Below are 22,169 nucleotides of genomic sequence, written 5' to 3' on the forward strand. Positions count from 1 at the left end.
CGATCGTGACGCCGTCGAGGAGGCAGTGGGTCGGCTCGCGGGTCGGAAGGTGCGTTGGCTGGAGGTCAGCCACGCGTTCCACTCCCCGCTGATGCGCCCGATCGCCGATGAGCTGGCGCGGGTGGTGGCGGGGATTCAGTTCTCCGAGCCGCGGATCCCATTGGTGTCGGCGGTGACCCGGGCCGTGGCCGGTGCTGAGGTGTTGGGTGACCCGGGTCACTGGGTGGAGCAGGCGCTCGGTACGGTCCGCTTCCACGACGCGGTCCGTCACCTGCATGAGCGTGGCGTCGCCGGGTTCGTCGAGGTCGGTCCGGACACGGTGCTGTCGTCTGTGGTCCATGACGGTGGGGCGCAGGTGTGGGCGGCGAGCCTGGCCGAGCGTGATGACGCGGGGGCTCGTCGTCTGCTGGCGGGTCTGGCTGAGGCGTGGACTCATGGTGCTGCTGTGGACTGGTCCCGTCTGGTCCCGGTCGGTCGTCAGGTGGTGTTGCCGACGTATCCGTTCCAGCATCGCCGTTATTGGGCGTCGGGCGGTGGGACGGGTCGGGGTAGTGCCGGGCATCCGTTGCTGGACAGTGCGGTGCGGCTGGCTGAGGATGCGGGCTGGGTGTTGTCGGGGCGGGTGTCGGCCGCGACGAGTCCGTGGCTGGCCGACCATGCGGTGTCGGGGACGGTGCTGGTACCCGGCGCGGCGTTGGCGGAGTTGGTGCTGCATGCCGGAGACCGGGCCGGGCTACCGGCGATCGGGGAGATCACCTTCGAGCAGCCTCTGGTGCTGAACGGCAGCCCGGTTGATCTGCAGGTATCTGTTGAGGGCGGTCAGGCGGCCGTGTTCTCCCGGACGGGGGAGCAGTGGACCCGGCACGCCACCGCGGCCCTGGCCGATCCCGCCGGGACGGTGGAAGGTCTGGACGGGCAGTGGCCCCCGGCCGGCGCCGAGGCTCTCCCCGCCGACGATGTCTACGACGTCATGGCCGGTCACGGATATGAGTACGGGCCGGCATTCCGTGGTCTGCAAGCGGCTTGGCGGCTCGGCGAGGATCTGTATGCCGAGGTCGAGCTGCCCGCAGGCGATACCCAGGACGGGTTCGCGATCCACCCGGCTCTACTGGACGCCGCTCTGCACGTGGTGATCGTGGCCGCGGAGGACGGTCACGGGGTGCGGTTGCCGTTTGCGTGGCGTGATGTGCGGTTGCATGCGACTGGTGCGTCGGCGTTGCGGGTGCGGTTGAGTCCGGCCGGGTCGGATGCGTTTTCTCTGCTGGCTGTTGATGGTGAGGGTCAGCCGGTGGTGTCGGCGGCGGCGATGGTTTCCCGCCCGTCCGACACCGGCCAACTCACCAGCTCCGCCACGGACGCGGGGCTGCTGTCGCTGGAATGGGCGCCGTTGAGTCTGGGATCGGCTTCGGAGCAGGCTTGGGTGCGGGTGGGCCCGGAGCTGGATCTGCCCGAGGTGACGGACGAGCCGGTGCTTGCGTGGGCTGAGCCGGCGGATCTGCCCGGGGCGCTGGCCTTGGTGCAGGCGTGGTTGGGGGCTGGTTACCCGGCGGGGTCGCGGCTGGCGGTCCGTACCCGCGAGGCGGTTGCCGCGGTCGAGGGTGACATGGTCGCTGGGCTGGAGTCGTCGGGTGTCTGGGGGCTGGTGCGGTCGGCGCAGTCCGAGCATCCGGATGCGGGTCTGGTGTTGCTCGACGACGGCGGCCCCGAATCCGCTGAATCCCTCAGCGCCGCCCTGGCCACCGGGGAGAAAGAGATCGCGTTGCGGGCGGGGGCGGCGCTGGTGCCCCGCCTGCGTGCGATCTCGGATGGGTTGGAGTTGCCTGCCGGTCCGGGTGCGTGGCGGTTGGAGTGGGCTGCGGGCGGCGACCTGGACGGGGTGCGGGCGGTTCCGGCGCCGGACGCCGAGCGGCCGCTGGGAGCGCATGAGGTGCGGGTCGCGGTCCGCGCGACGGGGGTGAACTTCCGCGATGTGCTGAAGGGCCTGGACATGCTCCCCGCCGATTCCCGGCAACCGGGCGGCGAGGGTGCCGGGGTGGTGGTCGAGGTCGGTCCTGGGGTGGACGGTCTGGTGCCCGGCATGCGGGTGATGGGGTTGTTCCCGTGGTTCGGCCCGCTGGCGGTGATCGATGCGCGGCTGATGGTGCCGGTCCCGGACGGGTGGAGCGATGTCGAGGCGGCGGCAGCGCCGATCGCGTATCTGACCGCCTACCACGCGCTGTTCGATCTGGGTCGGGTGCGGTCGGGGGATCGGGTGCTGGTCCATGCCGCGGCCGGTGGTGTGGGTATGGCGGCGGTGCACTTGGCCTTGGCGGCGGGGGCGGAGGTGTTCGCGACGGCGAGTCCGGCCAAGCAGTCGGCGGTGGCTGAGCTGGGCGTGGCCCGTATCGCTTCGTCGCGTACGACGGACTTCGCCGATGAGTTCGGTCAGGTCGACGTGGTGTTGAACTCGCTGACGGGGGAGTTCCTGGACGCCACGTTGGGGATGCTGGCCGAGGGTGGCCGGTTCGTGGAGCTGGGCAAGATTGATATTCGTGATCCGCGGCAGGTGCCGTTCGACCTGGGGGATTTGGATCCGGACCGGATTGCCGCGATGTGGCGGCGGGTCCTGGAGACGGCTGTCCCGTTGCCGGTCGTGGTGTTCCCGGCCGCTCAGGCGGGTGCGGCGTTGCGGTTCATGAGTCAGGCCCGGCATGTGGGCAAGATCGTGCTGCGCCTGCCCGGTGTGGGTGAGGGTGCGGTGCTGATCACCGGTGGGACCGGGACGTTGGGTGGTCTGGTCGCCCGGCATCTGGTGGACGCGTACGGGATCCGGGATGTGGTGTTGGCGAGCCGGTCCGGTCCGGATGCGCCGGGCGCGGCCGAACTCGCGGCCGAGCTGGAGGCGGCCGGGGCGCGGGTGCGGATCGTGGCCGCCGACCTGTCCGACCGGGCCGCGGTGGACGCGCTGGTCGCGGACATCCCCGGTCTGGCCGGAGTGGTGCACGCCGCTGGAGCGCTCGAGGACACCCCGATCACCTCGTTGACCAGCGAGTCGCTGGATCGGGTGCTGGCCGCCAAGGCGGACGCCGCCCGGCATCTGCACGAGGCGACGCGGGATCTGGACCTGCGGATGTTCGTGTTGTTCTCGTCCCTGGCCGGGCTGCTCGGCAACGCCGGGCAGGGCAACTACGCGGCGGCCAACGCCTATCTGGACGCCCTCGCCGCGCACCGGACGGCGCTTGGATTGCCCGCGATGTCGATCGCTTGGGGTCTGTGGGACCAGACGAGTGGCATGACCGGCACGCTGACCGAGATGGACCGGGCGCGGCTGGCGCGGGGCGGCGGTGTGCTACTGGGTACCGAGCAGGCGCTGGGCCTGCTGGACCGGGCGTTGAGCATCAGCCGGCCGGTGGTGGCCGCGGGCTTGGATGTGAGTGCGGTCCGTGGTGTGATCGCGGCCGGGACGCCGGTACCGACGGTGCTGCTAGGCCTGGGCCGTCCGCCACGTCGCGCCATCGCGGCCGCCGCAGGCTCTACCAGCGTGTTGGCCCGCCGGCTAGGTGGTCTGGGTGAGGCTGAGCGGTCCCTTGTCCTGTTGGAGCTCGTGCGTGAGAACGCCGCGGTGGTCCTCGGTCACGGTGATGGCGAGGGCGCGGGTGTTCCCGCTGACCGGGCGTTCCGGGATCTGGGCTTCGATTCGCTGACGGCGGTGGAGTTGCGTAACCGGCTGGCCGCGGCGTCCGGGCTGGCGTTGTCGGCCACGCTGGTCTTCGATTACCCGACACCGCAGGACCTGGCCGAGTATCTGCTGACCCAGGTGACCGGCGCGGCCCCGGCCGCGGTGAAGGCCGCTCCGGACCCGGTGCCCGTACTCGGCGGTCTTGACCAGGTCGAGGCGGCGCTCGCCGGGCTTGCGGCGGACGACGCGGCGCTGCGTAACGAGGTGCGCGACCGGCTGAAGGCGCTGCTGTGGCGGCTTGACGATCACGACAAGCCCGACGAGACAAACATGGCGGACCACATCATGTCCGCGAGCATCGACCAGGTGATCCAGCTCGTCGCCGACGAATTCGGCGACGAGGTCGGCTCCAGCGAGGTGGAATAGATGGCGACCGAACAGGAACTCGCGGAATACCTGCGGCTGGTCGCCGCCGACCTGCATCGCACCCGGCAACGGCTGCGTTCGGTCGAGGAGCGGGCCCATGAGCCGATCGCGCTTGTGGCCATGGCCTGCCGCTATCCGGGCGGCGTCGCGTCTCCGGAGGACCTGTGGCAGCTGGTGGCCGACGGCACCGATGCCATGTCACCGTTTCCGGCCGACCGGGGCTGGGAGACCGAGCCGTCCGAGTACGTGCGCGAAGGTGGCTTCCTGTCCGGCGCGCCGGACTTCGATGCCGAGTTCTTCGGGATCTCGCCGCGTGAGGCCCTCGCCATGGACCCGCAGCAGCGGCAGCTGCTCGAGGTGTCCTGGGAAGCGTTGGAACGCGTGGGCCTGGACCCCTCGAGCCTGCGCGGTTCCGACACCGGGGTTTTCGTCGGCATGTACTACCAGGACTACGAATCGCGGCTGTCCGACAGCCACGCGGGCGGGTACGGGCTGACCGGCAACGCGTCGAGCGTGGCGTCCGGCCGCGTGGCCTACACGTTCGGCCTGGAGGGCCCGGCGATCACGATCGACACGGCGTGTTCGTCGTCGCTGGTGGCGATGCACCTGGCCGCGCAGGCGCTGCGCAACGGTGAGTGCTCGCTGGCGCTGGCCGGGGGCGTGACGGTGATGTCCACCCCGGCGGCGTTCACGGAGTTCGCACGACAGGGCGGGCTGGCATCCGATGGCCGGTGCAAGGCGTTCTCGGCCGGAGCGGACGGCACCGGCTGGGGTGAGGGTGTCGGGGTGGTGGTGCTGGAGCGGTTGTCGGAGGCGCGGCGGCTCGGACATCCGGTCTTGGCGGTGCTGCGGGGCAGTGCGGTGAACCAGGACGGCGCGAGTAACGGCCTGTCGGCTCCCAACGGGCCGTCCCAAGAGCAGGTGATCCGGGCGGCGTTGGCCGGTGCGAGGCTGTCGGCCTCCGATGTGGACGCCGTCGAGGGACACGGGACGGGGACCACGCTCGGGGACCCGATCGAGGCGCAGGCGTTGCTGGCGACCTATGGGCAGGACCGGCCGGAGGACCGGCCGTTGTGGCTGGGTTCGGTGAAGTCCAACTTCGGGCACACTCAGGCGGCGGCCGGGGTTGCCGGTGTGATCAAGATGGTCGAGGCGATGCGGCATGGGGTTCTGCCGGCGACGCTGTACGCGGGCGAGGCGTCCCCGCATGTGGATTGGACGGCGGGCGAGGTGCGGCTGCTGACCGAGGCGCGCTCGTGGGAGTCGGAGGGGCGTCTGCGGCGGGCGGGTGTGTCGTCGTTCGGGATCAGCGGGACCAATGCGCATGTGATCCTCGAAGAGGCTTCCGCTGAGCCGGTTGCGGCTTCGTCGGCGCCGCCGGTGGTGGTGGCCGGTGGTGTGATGCCGTGGGTGCTGTCCGCGCGGTCGGATGCGGGATTGCGGGCGCTGGCAAGTCGGCTGGCGTCGGATGTCCCGGCCGGGGCCGACATCGCCGATGTGGCGGGGTCGCTGGCGCGGGGCCGGGCGGGGCTGGAGTTCCGGGCGGCGGTGCTGGGTACTGACCGTGCGGAACTGCAGCAGGGTTTGGCGGCGGTGGAGTCGGTCGGGGCGGTGGTGCGGGGTCCGGTGGCGTGGGTGTTCCCGGGTCAGGGGTCGCAGTGGGTCGGTATGGGGCGTGAGCTGGCGGAGTGTTCGCCGGTGTTCGCGGCGGTGTTGGACGAAGTGTGTGCGGTGGCGGATCCGTTGCTGGGCCGCTCCCTGCGGGAGGTGATGTTCTCCGGCGCCGAGGTGCATCAGACCGCGTTTACGCAGGTGGCGGTGTTCACGTTCGAAGCGGCGCTGGCCGCGGTGGCGCAGGCCGCGGGTTTGAAGCCGGATTTCGTGGCCGGTCATTCGGTCGGTGAGGTGACGGCCGCGTATGTGGCGGGTGCGGTGTCGCTCGAGGATGCGGTGCGGTTGTTGGTGGCGCGGGGCGCGTTGATGCAGGCGCTGCCGTCGGGCGGGGCGATGGCCGCGGTACAGGCCGGCGTACAGGAAGTGGATTTGTCCGGTCTGGAGGACCGGGTCGCGGTGGCGGCGGTGAACAGTTCGTCGGCGGTGGTGCTCTCCGGCGATCGTGACGCCGTCGAGGAGGCAGTGGGTCGGCTCGTGGGTCGGAAGGTGCATTGGCTGGAGGTCAGCCACGCGTTCCATTCCCCGTTGATGCGTCCGATCGCCGACGAGCTGGCGCGGGTAGTGGCGGGGGTTCAGTTCACCGAGCCGCAGATCCCATTGGTCTCCGCGGTCACCGGGGCGGTGGCAGGCGCGGATGTGCTCGGCGAGCCAGGGCACTGGGTGGAGCAGGCGATCGGCACGGTCCGGTTCCACGACGTGGTCCGGTTCCTGCACGAGCGGGGCATCGCCGGGTTCGTTGAGCTCGGTCCGGACACGGTGCTGTCGGCTGCGGTCTACGACGGCGATGACAGTGAGGTGTGGGCGGCCGGCCTGGCCGAGCGCGATGACGCCGGGGCCCGGCGCCTGCTGAAGGGCCTGGCCGACGCGTGGACTCATGGCGCTGCCATGGACTGGACCCGACTGGTCCCGGCCGGTCGTCAGGTGGCGTTGCCGACGTACCCGTTCCAGCACCGCCGCTACTGGCCGGCCGGATCTGGCGCGGTGACCGGTCTGGGCGCCGCCGGCCTGGCGGCGGCGGCGCATCCGCTGCTGGCCGCCGTGGTCACCCTGGCCGACTCGGACGAGTGGTTGTTCACCGGCCGGCTTTCCGGTGCGAGTGCGTCGTGGCTGGCCGACTACGAGCTGCTGGGCGTCACGGTGTTGCCGGCGGCGGCGCTGGCCGAACTGGTGCTGTTCGCCGGCGAGCGCGCCGGCCTTCCGGCGATCGAGCAGATCACGTTCGAGCGCCCGCTGGTGCTGCCGGAGCGCGAGTCGGTTGATCTGCAGATCAGCGTGCGCGGCGAGCGCGCCACGGTCAGCTCGCGGCCGGTCGGCGAGGAGCTGTGGACCCGGCACGCCACCGCGACCTTGACCGACGATCTCGCCGAAGATCCGCAGTCCGGGCCCGAGGGCCGGGACGTCCTGGTGCAGGTGGAAACCGACGAGGAGCAGGACGGGTTCGGCATCCACCCCGGATTGCTCCAGGCCGCGCTGAATCTGGGCCCGGACGAGGTGCCCCAGCGCTGGGAGGGCGTACGGCTGTTGGCCGTCGGTGCCCGGCGGATTCGGGCCCGCTCGATCGGATCCGGGCTGCTGGCCGTGGACAGCCACGGCGATCCGGTCCTGCGGATCCGGGCGATGAGCACCCGCCGGATAACGGCCGATGAGTTCGCCCGCGGCCACGGCCGGCTGCTCAGCCCGCGCTGGGAGCCCATACCGGTGTCGGCGGTGTCGGCGGGCGAGTCCCCGGCGTGGAGCACGATCCGGCCGGGCGAGACCGTCGCCGCGCCGGACGGGGAACCGAGCACGGTGGTCGCGCTGTGCGAGGGCGAGGACCCGGTGGCCTGGGCGCTCGGCGTCGTGCGGGACTGGGTGGTGGCGGACCGGCCGGCCGGCTCGCGGCTGGTGGTGACGACCCGGGAGGCCGTGGCGGCCGGGACCGACGACGCGGTGTCCGGCCTGGCCCAGGCACCGGTCTGGGGCCTGGTGCGTTCGGCTCGGGCGGAGTACCCCGACGCCGGGCTCATCCTGCTCGACGAAGACGGCCACGATGCTTCCGGCGCCGTCTGGCACGCCGCCATCGCCTCCGGCGAACCGGAACTCGCGGTACGACGCGGCGAGATCCGAGTGCCGCGCCTGCGCCCGACACCCCCCGACGAGCACGCCACGCGGGCCGGCGGCGTCGGTACCGAAGGCACCATGCTGATCACCGGCGGCACCGGCACGCTCGGCGGCCTGGTCGCCCGGCATCTCGTCGCCCGGCACGGGGTGCGCAGCCTCGTTCTGGCCAGCCGCTCGGGCCCGGACGCACCCGGCGCCGACGCGCTGGCCGCCGACCTGGAGGCCGCCGGAGCACGCGTACGGGTCGTCGCCGCCGACCTGGCCGACCGCACCGCCGTCGACGCGCTCGTCGCCGACATCCCCGACCTGACCGGCATCGTGCACACGGCCGGCCTCATCGCGGACACCCTGTTCGCGGCGCTGACGCCCGAGTCCCTGGCCCAGGTCATCGCGGCCAAGGCCGTCTCCGCGCGGCACCTGCACGAGGCGACGCTGGATCGCGACCTGACCACGTTCGTACTCTTCTCCTCCCTCGCGGGCCTGCTCGGCAGCCCCGGACAGGCCAACTACGCCGCCGCCAACGCCTACCTGGACGCGCTCGCCGCGCACCGCCAGGCCGCCGGCCGCCCGGCGGTGTCCATCGCGTGGTACCTGTGGGAGCAGCGCAGCACCATCACCACCGGGCTCAGCGAGACCGACCGGGTCCGCCTCGCCCGCGGCGGTGCGCCGCTGCCCACCGAGACCGCCCTGCGGCTGTTCGATGCCGCGCTGACCGCCGGAGACGCGCTGTCGGCGGCGGGCCTGGACCTTGCCGCTGTTCGCGCCGGCGTGGCCGCGGGACTGCCCGAGTTGGCGCTGCTGCGCGGCCTGGTCCGCGTTCCGCGCCGCGCGGCGGACCACGGCGCACTGGGCCGTCGGCTCGGCGGCCGGCCCGCTCCCGAGCAGCGCCGCTTCCTGCTGGATCTGGTCCGCGAGCAGGCCGCCCTGGTGCTCGGCCATCGCGACGCCGGCGGCATTCCGGCCGACCGCGCGTTCCGGGATCTCGGCTTCGGCTCGCTCACCGCGGTGGAGTTGCGGAACCGGCTGGCCTCGGCGTCCGGGCTGGCGTTGCCCGCCACGCTGGTCTTCGACTACCCGACAGCGCAGGCCTTGGCCGAGTACCTGCTGCGGCGGGTATCAGGGGTGGCGGACTCCTCGGCGGAGGTGGTGCCGGCACGGTCGGCCGGTGAGCCGATCGCGATCGTGTCGATGGCGTGCCGCTACCCCGGCGGGGTGGCGTCGCCGGAGGATCTGTGGCGACTGGTCGCGGACGGCGTGGACGCGATGGGCGCGTTCCCTGCGGACCGTGGCTGGGAGACGGATTCGGTGGAGTACGCGCAGGTAGGCGGCTTCCTGTCCGGTATGGCGGACTTCGACGCCGAGTTCTTCGGGATCTCGCCGCGCGAGGCGGTGGCGATGGACCCGCAGCAGCGGCTGCTGCTCGAAGTGTCCTGGGAGGCGCTGGAACGAGCCGGTCTGGACCCGTCCGCGATGAAGGGCACGGACACCGGGGTCTTCGCCGGGTTGGCCATGCAGGACTACAGCTCGCGGCTGCCGGATGGGAGCGCGGGCGGGTTCGGGATGACGGGCAACGCGTCGAGCGTGGCGTCCGGCCGGGTGGCGTACACCTTCGGTCTTGAGGGTCCGGCGGTGACGGTCGATACGGCGTGTTCGTCGTCGCTGGTGGCGATGCACCTGGCGGCTCAGGCGCTGCGGAACGGGGAGTGCTCGCTGGCGCTGGCCGGTGGCGTGACGGTGCTGGCGACGGAAGGGATTTTCGCGGAGTTCACGCGGCAGGGCGGCCTGGCGTCCGATGGCCGGTGCAAGCCGTTCTCGGCCGCCGCCGACGGTACGGGTTGGGGCGAGGGCGTCGGGGTGGTGGTGCTGGAGCGGTTGTCGGAGGCGCGACGGCTCGGGCATCCGGTGCTGGCGGTGCTGCGCGGCAGCGCGGTGAACCAGGACGGTGCGTCCAACGGTCTGTCGGCGCCGAACGGTCCGTCGCAGGAGCGGGTGATCCGGCGGGCCCTGGCTGACGCGCGGCTTTCTCCCTCCGATGTGGACGTCACCGAAGCGCACGGAACCGGGACGGCGCTGGGCGACCCGATCGAGGCCCAGGCATTGCTGGCGACGTACGGACAGGACCGGCCCGAGGACCGGCCGTTGTGGCTGGGGTCGGTGAAGTCGAACATCGGCCACACCCAGGCTGCGGCCGGCGTGGCCGGGGTAATCAAGATGGTCGAGGCGATGCGGCACGGGACGTTGCCGCCGACGCTGCACGCCGATGAACCGTCGCCGCATGTGGAGTGGTCGGCCGGCGATGTGCGGCTGCTGACCGAGGCGCGCTCGTGGGAGTCCGAGGGGCGTCCGCGGCGGGCGGGTGTGTCGTCGTTCGGGATCAGCGGCACCAATGCGCACCTGATCCTGGAGCAGGCCCCGGATACGGTTGCGGCGCAGGCCTCAGACGCGGTGCCGGTGGTGACGGGCGGGGTGGTGCCGTGGGTGCTGTCGGCCCGGTCGGCCCCCGCGCTGCGGGCGCTGGCGGGTCGGCTGGCGTCGGATGTCCCGACAGGGGCCGACATCGCGGATGTTGCGGTGTCGCTGGCGGGTGGCCGGGCGGGGCTGGAGTACCGGGCGGTTGTTCTGGGTGTTGACCGTGTGGAGTTGGATGAGGCTCTGGTGCGGGTGGAGTCGGGTGGGCCGTTGGTGTCGGGCAGTGATGTGGCGTTTGTGTTCCCGGGGCAGGGGTCTCAGTGGTTGGGGATGGGGCGTGAGTTGCTGGCCTGTTCGCCGGTGTTCGCGGAGTTCGTGGCCGAGTGTGAGCGGTTGGTGGACTTTCCGTTGCGGGATGCGTTGGTGTCCGGGGTTGGTTTGGAGCGGGTGGAGGTTGTTCAGCCTGCGTTGTTTGTGATGATGGTCGGTTTGGCTCGGGTGTGGGAGGCCGCGGGGGTCGCTCCTTCGGCTGTGGTGGGTCATTCGCAGGGTGAGCTCGCTGCGGCGTGTTTCGCGGGGGCCTTGTCGTTGGAGGACGCTCTTGGTCTGGTGATCGCGCGGGGTCGGGCGTTGGTGGCGTTGGCGGGTACTGGTGGGATGTTGTCGGTGGCGGCGGCTGCCGAGGTGGTTGAGGGCATGCTGGCCGATGGGCTGGTGGTTGCGGCGGTCAATGCGGCTGAGCAAGTGGTGGTTTCGGGGGCGCCGGAGGCGCTGGACGCGTTGGCGGCGCGGTGTGAGGCTGCGGGGATCCGTGCTCGGCGGGTTGATGTGGATTACGCGAGTCATCACCCGTTGGTGGAGTCGGTGCGGGAGCAATTGTTGGCGGTGCGGGTGGTACCGCGGGCGGGTCGGGTGCCGTTCTATTCGGCGGTGACAGGCACGTTGGTGGATACCGCCGACCTGGATGCCGCGTATTGGTGGCGGAATCTGCGGGAGCAGGTGCGGTTCGCGCAGACCATAGCGGCGATGCCGGTGGCCGGGTTCGTGGAGGTGTCCCCGCATCCAGTGCTGATGCCCGGGATCGAGGGGCGTTGGGCGGTTGGTTCGCTGCGCCGTGACGATGGTGGGCAGCGGCGTTTGCTGGCCTCGTTGGGTGAGGCGTGGGCTCATGGCGTGGTGGTGGATTGGACCCGTTTGATAGCCGGTGGAAAGCCGGTGACGTTGCCGACGTATCCGTTCCAGCACCGCCGCTACTGGGCGTCGGGTGGCGGTACGGGCCGGGGTAACGCGGGGCATCCGCTGCTGGACAGCGTGGTGCGGCTGGCTGAGGATGCGGGTTGGGTGTTGTCGGGTCGGGTGTCGGCGGGGACGAGCCCGTGGCTGGCTGATCACGCGGTGTCGGGGACGGTGCTGGTTCCCGGGGCGGCGTTGGCTGAGCTGGTGTTGCACGCCGGTGACCGGGCCGGGTTGCCGGCGATCGGGGAGATCACCTTTGAGCAGCCTCTGGTCCTGAACGGCAATCCGGTCGATCTGCAGGTGTCGGTCGAGGGCGGTCAGGCGGCCGTGTTCTCCCGTACCGGGGAGCAGTGGACCCGGCACGCGACCGCGTCCCTGGCCGATCCCGCCGGCATGGTGGAAGGCCTCGAAGGGCAGTGGCCTCCGGCCGGCTCGCAGGCCCTTGCCGTCAGTGACGCTTACGACGTCATGGCCGGTCGGGGGTATGAGTACGGGCCGGCGTTCCGTGGTCTGCAGGCGGTCTGGCGGCTCGGCGATGACCTGTACGCCGAAGTGGAACTGCCCGAACTGCCCGCCGGGGACGCTCAAGACGGGTTCGGGATCCATCCGGCGCTGCTGGACGCCGCGCTGCACACCCTCCTTGTCGCCGCGATCGAGGAGAGCGGCCAGGAAGTCTTGCTGCCGTTTGCGTGGCGTGATGTGCGGTTGCACGCGACCGGGGCGTCGGCGCTGCGGGTGCGGCTGAGTCCGGCCGGTCCGGATGCGTTTTCCCTGCTCGCCGCCGACGGTGACGGTAAGCCGGTGGTGTCGGCCGGTGCGATGATGTCCCGCCCCGTGGACACCGGCCGGCTCGCCGGTCCCGGCGCGGGCACTGGCCTGTTGGCGCTGGAATGGGCGCCGCTCAGCCTCGGGCCGGCGCCGGAGCAGGCCTGGGCCCAGGTCGGCCCAGAGCTCGACCTGCCCGACGCGACGGGCGAGCCGGTATTCGCTATGGCCGAGCCCGCGGACCTGCCAGGGGCGCTAGCCCTCGTACAAGCGTGGCTGGAGGCTGGTTATCCGGCGGGATCGCGGCTGGTGGTCCGTACCCGTGAGGCGGTCGCGGCGGCCGAGGGCGACACGGTCGCCGGGCTGGAGTCGTCGGGGATCTGGGGGCTGGTCCGCTCGGCGCGGTCTGAGCACCCGGATGTGGGTCTGGTGCTGCTCGACGACGACGGCCGCTCCGAGTCCGACGCGGTCGTCGCCCCGGCCCTGGCCATCGGTGAGAAAGAGCTGGCTCTGCGGGCCGGCGCGGTGCTGGTACCCCGGCTGCGCCCTCTACCCACGGGTCTGGAAGTGCCGTTCGGCCCGGAGGCGTGGCGGCTGGAGTGGGCTGCGGGCGGTGACCTGGACGAGGTACGGGCTGTCCCGGCGCCGGACGCGGAGCGGCCGCTGGGGGCGCATGAGGTCCGGATCGCGGTCCGTGCGGCGGGGGTGAACTTCCGCGACCTGTTGTCGGCGCTGGGCATGATGCCGAACGACACCCGGCCGCCCGGCACCGACGGCGCCGGTGTCGTGATCGAGACCGGCCCGGAGGTGACCGGCCTTCCGGCCGGCACCCGGGTGATGGGGATGTTCCAGGCGTTCGGCCCGCTGGCGGTGGTCGATGCGCGGCCGCTGGTGCCGATCCCGGACGGATGGAGCGACGTCGAGGCGGCCGCGGCACCGACCGCGTATCTGACCGCTCATCACGCACTGTTCGATCTGGGCCGGGTGCGGGCGGGGGACCGGGTGCTGATCCACGCGGCGTCCGGTGGTGTGGGCCTGGCGGCCGTGCACCTGGCGCTGGCGGCGGGGGCGGAGGTGTTCGCGACGGCGAGTCCGGCCAAGCAGGCCGCGGTGGCGGCGCTGGGCGTGACGCACATCGCCTCTTCGCGTACGGCGGACTTCGCCGCTGAGTTCGGCGAGGTCGACGTCGTGCTGAACTCGCTGACGGGGGAGCTGCTGGACGCGTCATTGGGGATGCTGGCCGACGGTGGCCGGTTCGTGGAACTGGGCAAGACCGACATCCGCGACCCGCGGCAGGTCCCGTTCGACTTGGGGGACTTTGCTCCCGAGCGGCTCGCGGAGATGTGGCAGCAGGTCCTGGAGCGGATCGTGCCGCTGCCGGTCACGGTGTGGCCGGTGGCGCGGGCGGGCACTGCGCTGCGGTTCATGAGCCAGGCCCGGCATGTGGGCAAGATCGTGCTGCGCCTGCCCGGCGTGGGCGACGGTGCGGTGCTGGTCACCGGCGGCACCGGGACGCTGGGCGGTCTGGTCGCCCGCCATCTCGTGGACCGGCATGGGGTACGGGATCTGGTGCTGGTCAGCCGGTCGGGACCGGATGCGCCCGGCGCCGCCGAGTTGACGACCGCCCTGGAGGCGGCCGGAGCGCGTGTCCGGATCGTCGCCGCGGACCTGTCCGACCGTGCCGCGGTGGACGCGCTGGTGGCGGGTATCGCGGAGCTGTCCGGAGTGGTGCACGCGGCCGGGGTTCTCGAAGACACGTCGGTGACGTCGCTGACCGGTGAATCGCTGGGCCGGGTGCTGGCGGCCAAGGCGGACACGGCCTGGCATCTGCATCAGGCTACCGAGCATCTTGATCTGCGGACGTTCGTGCTGTTCTCCTCCCTGGCCGGACTACTCGGCAACCCCGGGCAGGGCAACTACGCGGCGGCCAACACCTACCTGGATGCTCTCGCCGCGCACCGGACGGCGCTCGGGCTGCCGGCGGTGTCGATCGCTTGGGGTCTGTGGGAGCAGACAAGTGCCATGACCGCCGGGGTCACCGGCACCGGCCGGGCACGGCTGGCGCGTGGCGGTGGTGTGGTGCTGGGTACGGAACAGGCGCTGGGTCTGCTGGACCGGGCGCTGGGCACCGGCCGGCCGGTGGTGGCGGCCGGCCTGGATGTGGGTGCGGTCCGCGACGCGATCGCGGCGGGCTCGCCGGTGCCGGCGGTGCTTCTTGGCCTGGGTCGTGCACCGCGGCGGGCGGCCGTTGCCGGGGCTGGTGGCGGGGCGCTGGCCCGTCGTCTGGCCGCGTTGCCGTCGGCGGAGCATCCGCGGGTCGTGCTGGATCTGGTGCGTGAGCACGCCGCGGTGGTGCTCGGCCACGGTGATGGTGTTCCCGCTGACCGGGCGTTCCGGGATCTCGGCTTCGACTCGCTGACGGCGGTGGAGTTGCGTAACCGGCTGGCCGCCGCGTCCGGGCTGACGCTGCCGGCCACGCTGGTCTTCGACTACCCGACCCCCCGGGTTCTGGCCGAGCATCTGGTGGCGCGGGTGACCGGGGTGGCTCCGGCCGCCGCGGAGATCGCCCCGGCCCCGGCGGTGACCGGTGACCCGATCGCGATCGTGTCGATGGCGTGCCGTTTCCCGGGCGGGGTGTCCTCGCCGGAGGACTTGTGGCGGCTGGTCGCCGACGGTGTGGACGCGATGGGTGAGTTCCCGACGGACCGGGGCTGGGAGACTGAGCCTGCCGGATACGCGCGGGTGGGCGGTTTCCTGTCCGGCGCGGCTGACTTCGATGCGGAGTTCTTCGGGGTGTCGCCGCGTGAGGCGGTGGCGATGGATCCGCAGCAGCGGCTGCTGCTCGAGGTGTCCTGGGAGGCGCTGGAACGAGCGGGCCTGGACCCCTCAAACCTGCGCGGCTCCGATACCGGGGTCTTCGCCGGCCTGTACTACCAGGGCTACGGCTCGCAACTGCCCGATGGCGACGGCAGCGGTTTCCGGCTGACGGGCTACTCGACGAGCGTGGCGTCGGGCCGGGTGTCCTACGCGCTGGGCCTGGAAGGTCCGGCGGTCACGATCGATACGGCGTGTTCGTCGTCGCTGGTGGCGATGCACCTGGCCGCGCAGGCGCTGCGTAACGGCGAGTGCTCACTTGCCCTGGCGGGCGGCGCGGCGGTGATGGCCACCCCGGCGGCGTTCGCGGAGTTCGCTCTGCAGGGCGGGCTGGCGTCCGATGGCCGGTGCAAGCCGTTCTCGGACGAAGCGGACGGCACCGGCTGGGGCGAAGGCGTCGGGGTATTGGTGCTGGAGCGGTTGTCGGAGGCGCAACGGCTCGGGCATCCGGTGCTGGCGGTGTTGCGGGGCAGTGCGGTGAACCAGGACGGGGCGTCCAACGGCCTGTCGGCCCCCAACGGCCCCTCGCAGCAGAGAGTGATCCGGGCCGCGCTGGCGGGCGCGGGGCTGTCCGCCGCGGAAGTGGACACGGCGGAAGCGCACGGGACCGGGACCGCCCTCGGGGATCCGATCGAGGCGCAGGCGTTGCTGGCGACCTATGGGCAGGACCGCCCCGAGGACCGGCCGTTGTGGCTGGGGTCGGTGAAGTCCAACATCGGCCACACCCAGGCCGCGGCCGGTGTCGCCGGTGTGATCAAGATGGTCGAGGCGATGCGGCACGGGGTGCTCCCGGCAACGCTGCACGCCGGTGAGCCGTCGCACCATGTGGACTGGACAGCCGGCGACGTACGGCTGCTGACCGAGGCGCGTCCGTGGGAGTCCGACGGGCGTCCGCGGCGGGCGGGGGTGTCCGCGTTCGGGCTCAGCGGGACCAACGCGCACGTGATCCTCGAGCAGGCCCCGGATCCGCTCCCGGAGCAAGTTTCAGACGCGGCGCCGGTGGTGACGGGCGGTGTGGTGCCGTGGGTGCTGTCGGCCAGGTCGGGTGCGGGCCTGCGGGCGCTGGCGGCCCGGCTGGCGTCGGACGTCCCGGCCGGAACTGACATCGCGGATGTGGCGGGTGCGTTGGCGGGGGGCCGCGCCGGGCTGGAGTACCGGGCGGTGGTTCTGGGCGTTGACCGTGCGGAGCTGGACGAGGCGCTGGTGCGGGTCGAGCCGGGCGCGCCGTCAGTGTCGGGCAGCGATGTGGCTTTCGTCTTCCCGGGTCAGGGATCGCAGTGGCTGGGGATGGGCCGCGAGCTGCTGGCCGGCTCACCGGTGTTCGCGGAGTTCGTGGCCGAGTGCGAGCGGTTGGTGGACTTCCCGCTGCGCGACGCGCTGGTCTCCGGAGCCGGGTTGGAGCGGGTGGACGTGGTCCAGCCCGCTTTGTTCGTGATGATGGTCGGCTTGGCCCGCGTATGGGAAGCGGCGGGGGTCTTCCCGTCGGCCGTGGTGGGCCATTCGCAGGGTGAGCTCGCCGCGGCGTGCTTCGCGGGGGCCCTCTCGTTGGAGGACGCTCTCGGCCTGGTCATCGCCCGGGGGCGGGCGCTGGTGGAGTTGGCGGGCACCGGCGGGATGCTGTCGGTCGCGGCGGCCCCGGAGGTCGTCGAGGGCATGCTGGCCGACGGGTTGGGGATCGCGGCGGTCAACGCGGCCGAGCAGGTAGTGGTCTCGGGTGCGCCGGAGCTGTTGGACGCGTTGGCGGCGCGGTGTGAGGCGGCGGGGATCCGTGCTCGGCGCGTCGATGTGGATTACGCGAGTCATAACCCGTTGGTGGACTCGGTCCGTGAGCGGTTGTTGGCGGTGCGGGTGTCGCCGCGTCCGGGTCGGGTGCCGTTCTATTCGGCGGTGACCGGCTCGGTGGTGGATACCGTGGAGTTGGATGCCGCGTATTGGTGGCGGAATCTGCGGGAGCAGGTGCGGTTCGCGCAGACCGTGGCGGCGATGCCGGTGGCCGGGTTCGTGGAGGTGTCCCCGCATCCGGTGCTGGTGCCGGGGATCGAGGGTCGTTGGGCGGTCGGTTCGCTGCGCCGCGATGACGGTGGCCAGCGGCGTTTGCTGATGTCTCTGGCTGAGGCGTGGACCCACGGCGCGACCGTGGAGTGGACCCGCCTCAGCACCGGGGGCAAGCCGGTCACCTTGCCGACGTATCCGTTCCAGCACCGCCGCTACTGGGCGTCCGGTGGCGGGACCGGCCGGAGCAGGGCAGGCGGCCACCCGTTGCTGGAGTCCGCGGTGCGGCTGGCCGAGGACGCCGGCTGGGTGTGGTCGGGGCGGCTGTCGGCCGGGACGAGCCCATGGCTCGGCGATCACGTGGTGGCGGGCACGGTGCTGGCACCCGGCGCGGCGTTGGCCGAGCTGGTGTTGCACGCCGGGGATCGGGCCGGCCTGCCGGCGATCGAAGAGATCACGTTCGAGCAGCCGTTGGTGCTGGACGGCGTGGTGGATGTCCAGGTGCGAGTCGAAGACAGCCGGGCGAGCGTGTTCTCTCGCACCGGGGAGCAGTGGATCCGGCACGCCACGGCGTCCCTGGCCGATCCCGCCGGAACCGGAATGGTGGAAGACCTCGACGGACAGTGGCCCCCGGTCGGCGCGCAGGCTCTTGCCATCGGTGACGCTTACGACGTCATGGCGGCTCGCGGGTACGAGTACGGCCCGGCGTTCCGCGGTCTGCGAGCGGCCTGGCGGCTCGGCGAGGACCTGTACGCCGAGGTGGAACTGCCCGAACTGCCCACCGGGGACGCTCAAGACGGGTTCGGGATCCACCCGGCGCTGCTGGACGCCGCCCTGCACGTTCTGCTCACGGCGGCCGGGGAAGGTGACGAGATCGGTTTGCCGTTCGCGTGGCGCGATGTGCGGCTGCACGCGATCGGGGCGTCGGCGTTGCGGGTGCGGCTGAGCCCGGCCGGTCCGGGCGCGGTCAGCCTGCTCGCCGCCGACGGCGAGGGCCAGCCGGTGGTTTCGGTTGGCGCGATGATCTCCCGGCCGGCCGAGGCGGGCCGCCTGGCACCGGCTCTGAGTGCGGGCGCGGGGCTGCTCGCCCTCGAATGGGCGCCGGTACGCCGGTCGGCCGACAACTCGGCGGTGCGGGAGTGGGTACGCGTGGGCCCGGACCTGCCCGAGGGAACGGACGAGCCGCTGTATGCCTTGGCGGAGCCCGTCGACGTGCCCGCGGCATTGGCCTTGGTGCAGGCTTGGCTGGCCGATGAGCATCCGGCGGGGTCGCGGCTGGCGGTCCGTACGCGTGACGCGGTTGCCGCGGTTGAGGGCGATTCGGTCGCGGGGTTGGCGGTTTCGGGCGTGTGGGGGCTGGTTCGTTCGGCGATGGCCGAGCACCCGGATGCGGGCCTGGTGCTGCTGGACGACGACGGCCGTCCCGAATCCGAGGCGATGGTTTCGGCCGCCCTGGCCACCGGGGAAAAGGAGCTGGCCCTGCGCGACGGGGCGGTGCTGGTGCCCCGGCTGCGCCGGGCGGCCGCCGGCGATGAGCCGGCCCCCGTACTCGGCCCGGACGGCACGGTGCTGGTGACCGGCGGGACCGGAACGCTGGGCGGCCTGGTCGCCCGGCATCTGGCCGTCCGGCACGAGGTCCGGGACCTGGTGCTCGTCAGCCGGTCGGGGCAGCACGCGCCCGGCGCCGACGAGCTGGTCGCCGACCTCGAGGCGGCCGGGGCCCGCGTACGGATCGTCGCGGCCGACCTGGCCGACCGCGCCGTGGTAGACGCGCTCGTCGCGGACCTCCCCGACCTGACCGCCGTGGTCCACGCGGCCGGAGTGGTCGAGGACGCCCCGGTGACCTCACTGACCGAGCCGGCGCTGGGCCGGGTACTGGCGTCCAAGGCGGTCTCGGCCTGGAATCTGCACGAGGCGACGGCCGACCGGAAACTGCGGGGGTTCGTGCTCTTCTCGTCGCTGTCGGGCCTGCTCGGCGGTGCCGGGCAGGGCAACTACACGGCGGCCAACACCTACCTGGACGCCCTGGCCGCGCACCGGCGGGCTCAGGGCCGGCCCGCCGTCTCGATCGCCTGGGGCTTCTGGGAGCGACGCAGCACGATCGGCGCCGGTGTCACCGACGCCGACCTGGCCCGGCTGGCCCGGGTCGGAGGCACGCTGCTGCCGATCGAGCAGGCGCTGAGCCTGTTCGACCAGGCGCTGAGGGTCGGCCCGCCCGTGGTCGCCACCGGCTTGGACGTGGCTGCGGTCCGCGGCGCGATCGCCGCCGGACAGACGATGTCGGCGGTGCTCCTTGGCTTCGGCCGTGCGCCGCTGCGGACGGCCGCGGCCGGCACCGGCGGCGGCGAGCTGGCCCGTCGCCTGGCCGGGCTGGGCGAGGGCGAGCGGTCCCGCGTCCTGCTGGACCTGGTGCGCGAGCACGCCGCGGTGGTCCTCGGCCACGGCGACGCGAGCGGCATCGAGGCCGGTCAGGCGTTCCGTAATCTCGGTTTCGACTCGCTGACCGCGGTGGAGTTGCGGAACCGGCTGGCCGCGGCGGCCGGGCTGACGCTGCCGGCCACGCTGGTCTTCGACTACCCGACACCGCGGGCTCTGGCCGAGTACCTGCTGCGGCAGGCACTCGGCGTCGAAGAGACCGCCGGGAAGGTGGTGCCGGCGCGTTCGGCGGGGGAGCCGGTCGCGGTGGTGTCGATGGCCTGCCGGTTCCCGGGCGGGGTCGCCTCGCCGGAGGAACTGTGGCGGCTCGTCGTCGGCGGCACGGACGCGATGGGCGACTTCCCGGCCGACCGCGGCTGGGAAACGGAGCCCGCCGGGTATACGCGGGTGGGCGGTTTCCTGTCCGGTGCGGCGGACTTCGACGCGGAGTTCTTCGGGATCTCGCCGCGTGAGGCCCTCGCCATGGACCCGCAGCAGCGGCTCCTGCTCGAGGTGTCCTGGGAAGCCCTGGAACGCGCGGGCTTTGACCCTTCACGCATGCGCGGCTCCGACACCGGCGTCTTCGCCGGGCTGTCCTTGCAGGACTACGCATGGCGGCTCTCCGACGCCGACGGGGGCAGTTTCCGGCTCACCGGTAACGCGTCGAGCGTCGTGTCCGGCCGGGTGGCGTTCGCGTTCGGCCTGGAAGGTCCGGCGGTGACGGTGGACACGGCGTGTTCGTCGTCGCTGGTGGCGATGCACCTGGCCGCGCAGGCGCTGCGCAACGGCGAATGTTCGCTGGCGCTGGCCGGTGGTGTCACCGTCATGGCCACCCCGACGACGATCTCGGAGTTCGCGCTGCAGGGCGGTCTGGCGGCCGACGGGCGGGTCAAGGCGTTCTCGGGTACGGCGGACGGCACGGCGTTGTCCGAGGGCGTTGGCGTGGTGGTACTGGAGCGGCTGTCCGAAGCGCGACGGCTTGGGCACCCGGTGCTGGCGGTGCTGCGCGGCAGCGCGGTGAACCAGGACGGCGCGTCCAACGGTCTGTCGGCCCCGAACGGCCCGTCCCAGGAACGTGTCATCCGCCGGGCGCTGGCCGATGCCCGGCTGACTCCAGCTGATGTGGACGCGGTCGAAGGGCACGGGACGGGGACCACGCTCGGGGACCCGATCGAGGCGCAGGCGTTGCTGGCGACCTACGGGCAGAATCGGCCCGAGGACCAGCCGTTGTGGCTCGGGTCGGTGAAGTCGAACATCGGGCACGCTCAGGCCGCGGCCGGGGTGGCCGGTGTGATCAAGATGGTCGAGGCGCTCCGGCACGGAACGCTGCCACCGACGCTGCACGCCGACGAGCCGTCACCGCACGTGGACTGGACGGCCGGGGACGTACGCCTGCTGACCGAACCACGAGCCTGGGAGTCCGACGGGCGTCCGCGGCGGGCCGGTATCTCGTCGTTCGGTATCAGCGGCACCAACGCCCACGTGATCCTCGAAGCGGCCCCGGAGCCGGTTCCCGCGCGACCCGCGCCCGGCTGGCCGGTGGTGACCGGCGGAGTGGTGCCGTGGGTCTTGTCGGCCCGCTCGGGTGCGGGGCTGGCGGCGTTGGCGGGACAGCTGTCCTCGGATGTCCCGGCCGGGGCCGACATCGCGGATGTGGCGGGTGCGTTGGCGGGTGGCCGGGCCGGGCTGGAGTACCGGGCGGTGGTTCTGGGCGTTGACCGTGCGGAGCTGGACGCGGCGCTGGTGCGGGTCGAGCCGGGCGCACCGTCAGTGTCGGGCGGCGATGTGGCTTTCGTCTTCCCGGGTCAGGGTTCGCAGTGGCTGGGGATGGGCCGTGAGTTGCTGGCCTGTTCACCGGTGTTCGCCGAGTTCGTGGCCGAGTGCGAGCGGTTGGTGGACTTCCCGCTGCGGGACGCTCTGGTCTCGGGAACGGGGCTGGAGCGAGTGGAGGTAATCCAGCCCGCGCTGTTCGTGATGATGGTCGGCCTCGCCCGCGTATGGGAAGCGGCAGGGGTGGTCCCGTCGGCCGTGGTGGGCCATTCGCAGGGCGAGGTGGCCGCGGCGTACTTCGCGGGGGCTCTCTCGCTGGAGGACGCCCTCGGCCTGGTAACCGCGCGCGGCCGGGCGCTGGTGGCACTGGCGGGCACGGGCGGCATGCTGTCGGTCTCGGCGGCTCCCGAGGAGGTCGAGGGCATGCTGGCGGACGGGTTGGTGATCGCGGCGGTCAACGCGCCCCGGCAGGTGGTGGTGTCTGGTGCGCCGGAGCCGTTGGACGCGTTGGCGGCGCGGTGTGAGGCGGCGGGGATCCGGGCCCGTCTCGTCGATGTGGATTACGCGAGTCACAACCCGTTGGTCGAGTCGATCCGGGAACCGTTGTTGGCGGTGCGGGTGTCGCCGCGTTCGGGTCGGGTGCCGTTCTATTCGGCGGTGACCGGCTCGGTGGTGGATACCGAGGGCTTGGATGCCGCGTATTGGTGGCGGAACCTGCGGGAGCAGGTGCGGTTTGCGCAGACCATAGCCTCGATGCCGGTGGCCGGGTTCGTGGAGGTGTCCCCGCATCCGGTGCTGGTGCCGGGGATCGAGGGTCGTTGGGCGGTTGGTTCGCTGCGCCGCGATGACG

At 72.3% G+C, this 22,169-nt stretch carries 2 protein-coding genes (1 of these 2 running past the window's edge); both read left to right on the top strand.

What is annotated here, in order from left to right; translation table 11 throughout:
- On the top strand, positions 1-4,084 hold a 4,084-nt coding region (locus tag JK364_RS51305; protein ID WP_201858378.1), incomplete at its 5' end, for an SDR family NAD(P)-dependent oxidoreductase.
- Positions 4,085-22,169 carry the 5' portion of a type I polyketide synthase gene (locus JK364_RS56500; RefSeq protein WP_230993837.1) on the top strand. Its footprint extends 2,798 nt past the window's final position, so the window shows 18,085 of its 20,883 coding nt (coding positions 1-18,085); its start codon is at positions 4,085-4,087; its stop codon lies beyond the right edge, outside the window.

Origin of the sequence: Streptomyces endocoffeicus, from assembly GCF_016741935.1 — a bacterium.
GTDB classification, from domain to species: domain Bacteria; phylum Actinomycetota; class Actinomycetes; order Streptomycetales; family Streptomycetaceae; genus Streptomyces; species Streptomyces endocoffeicus.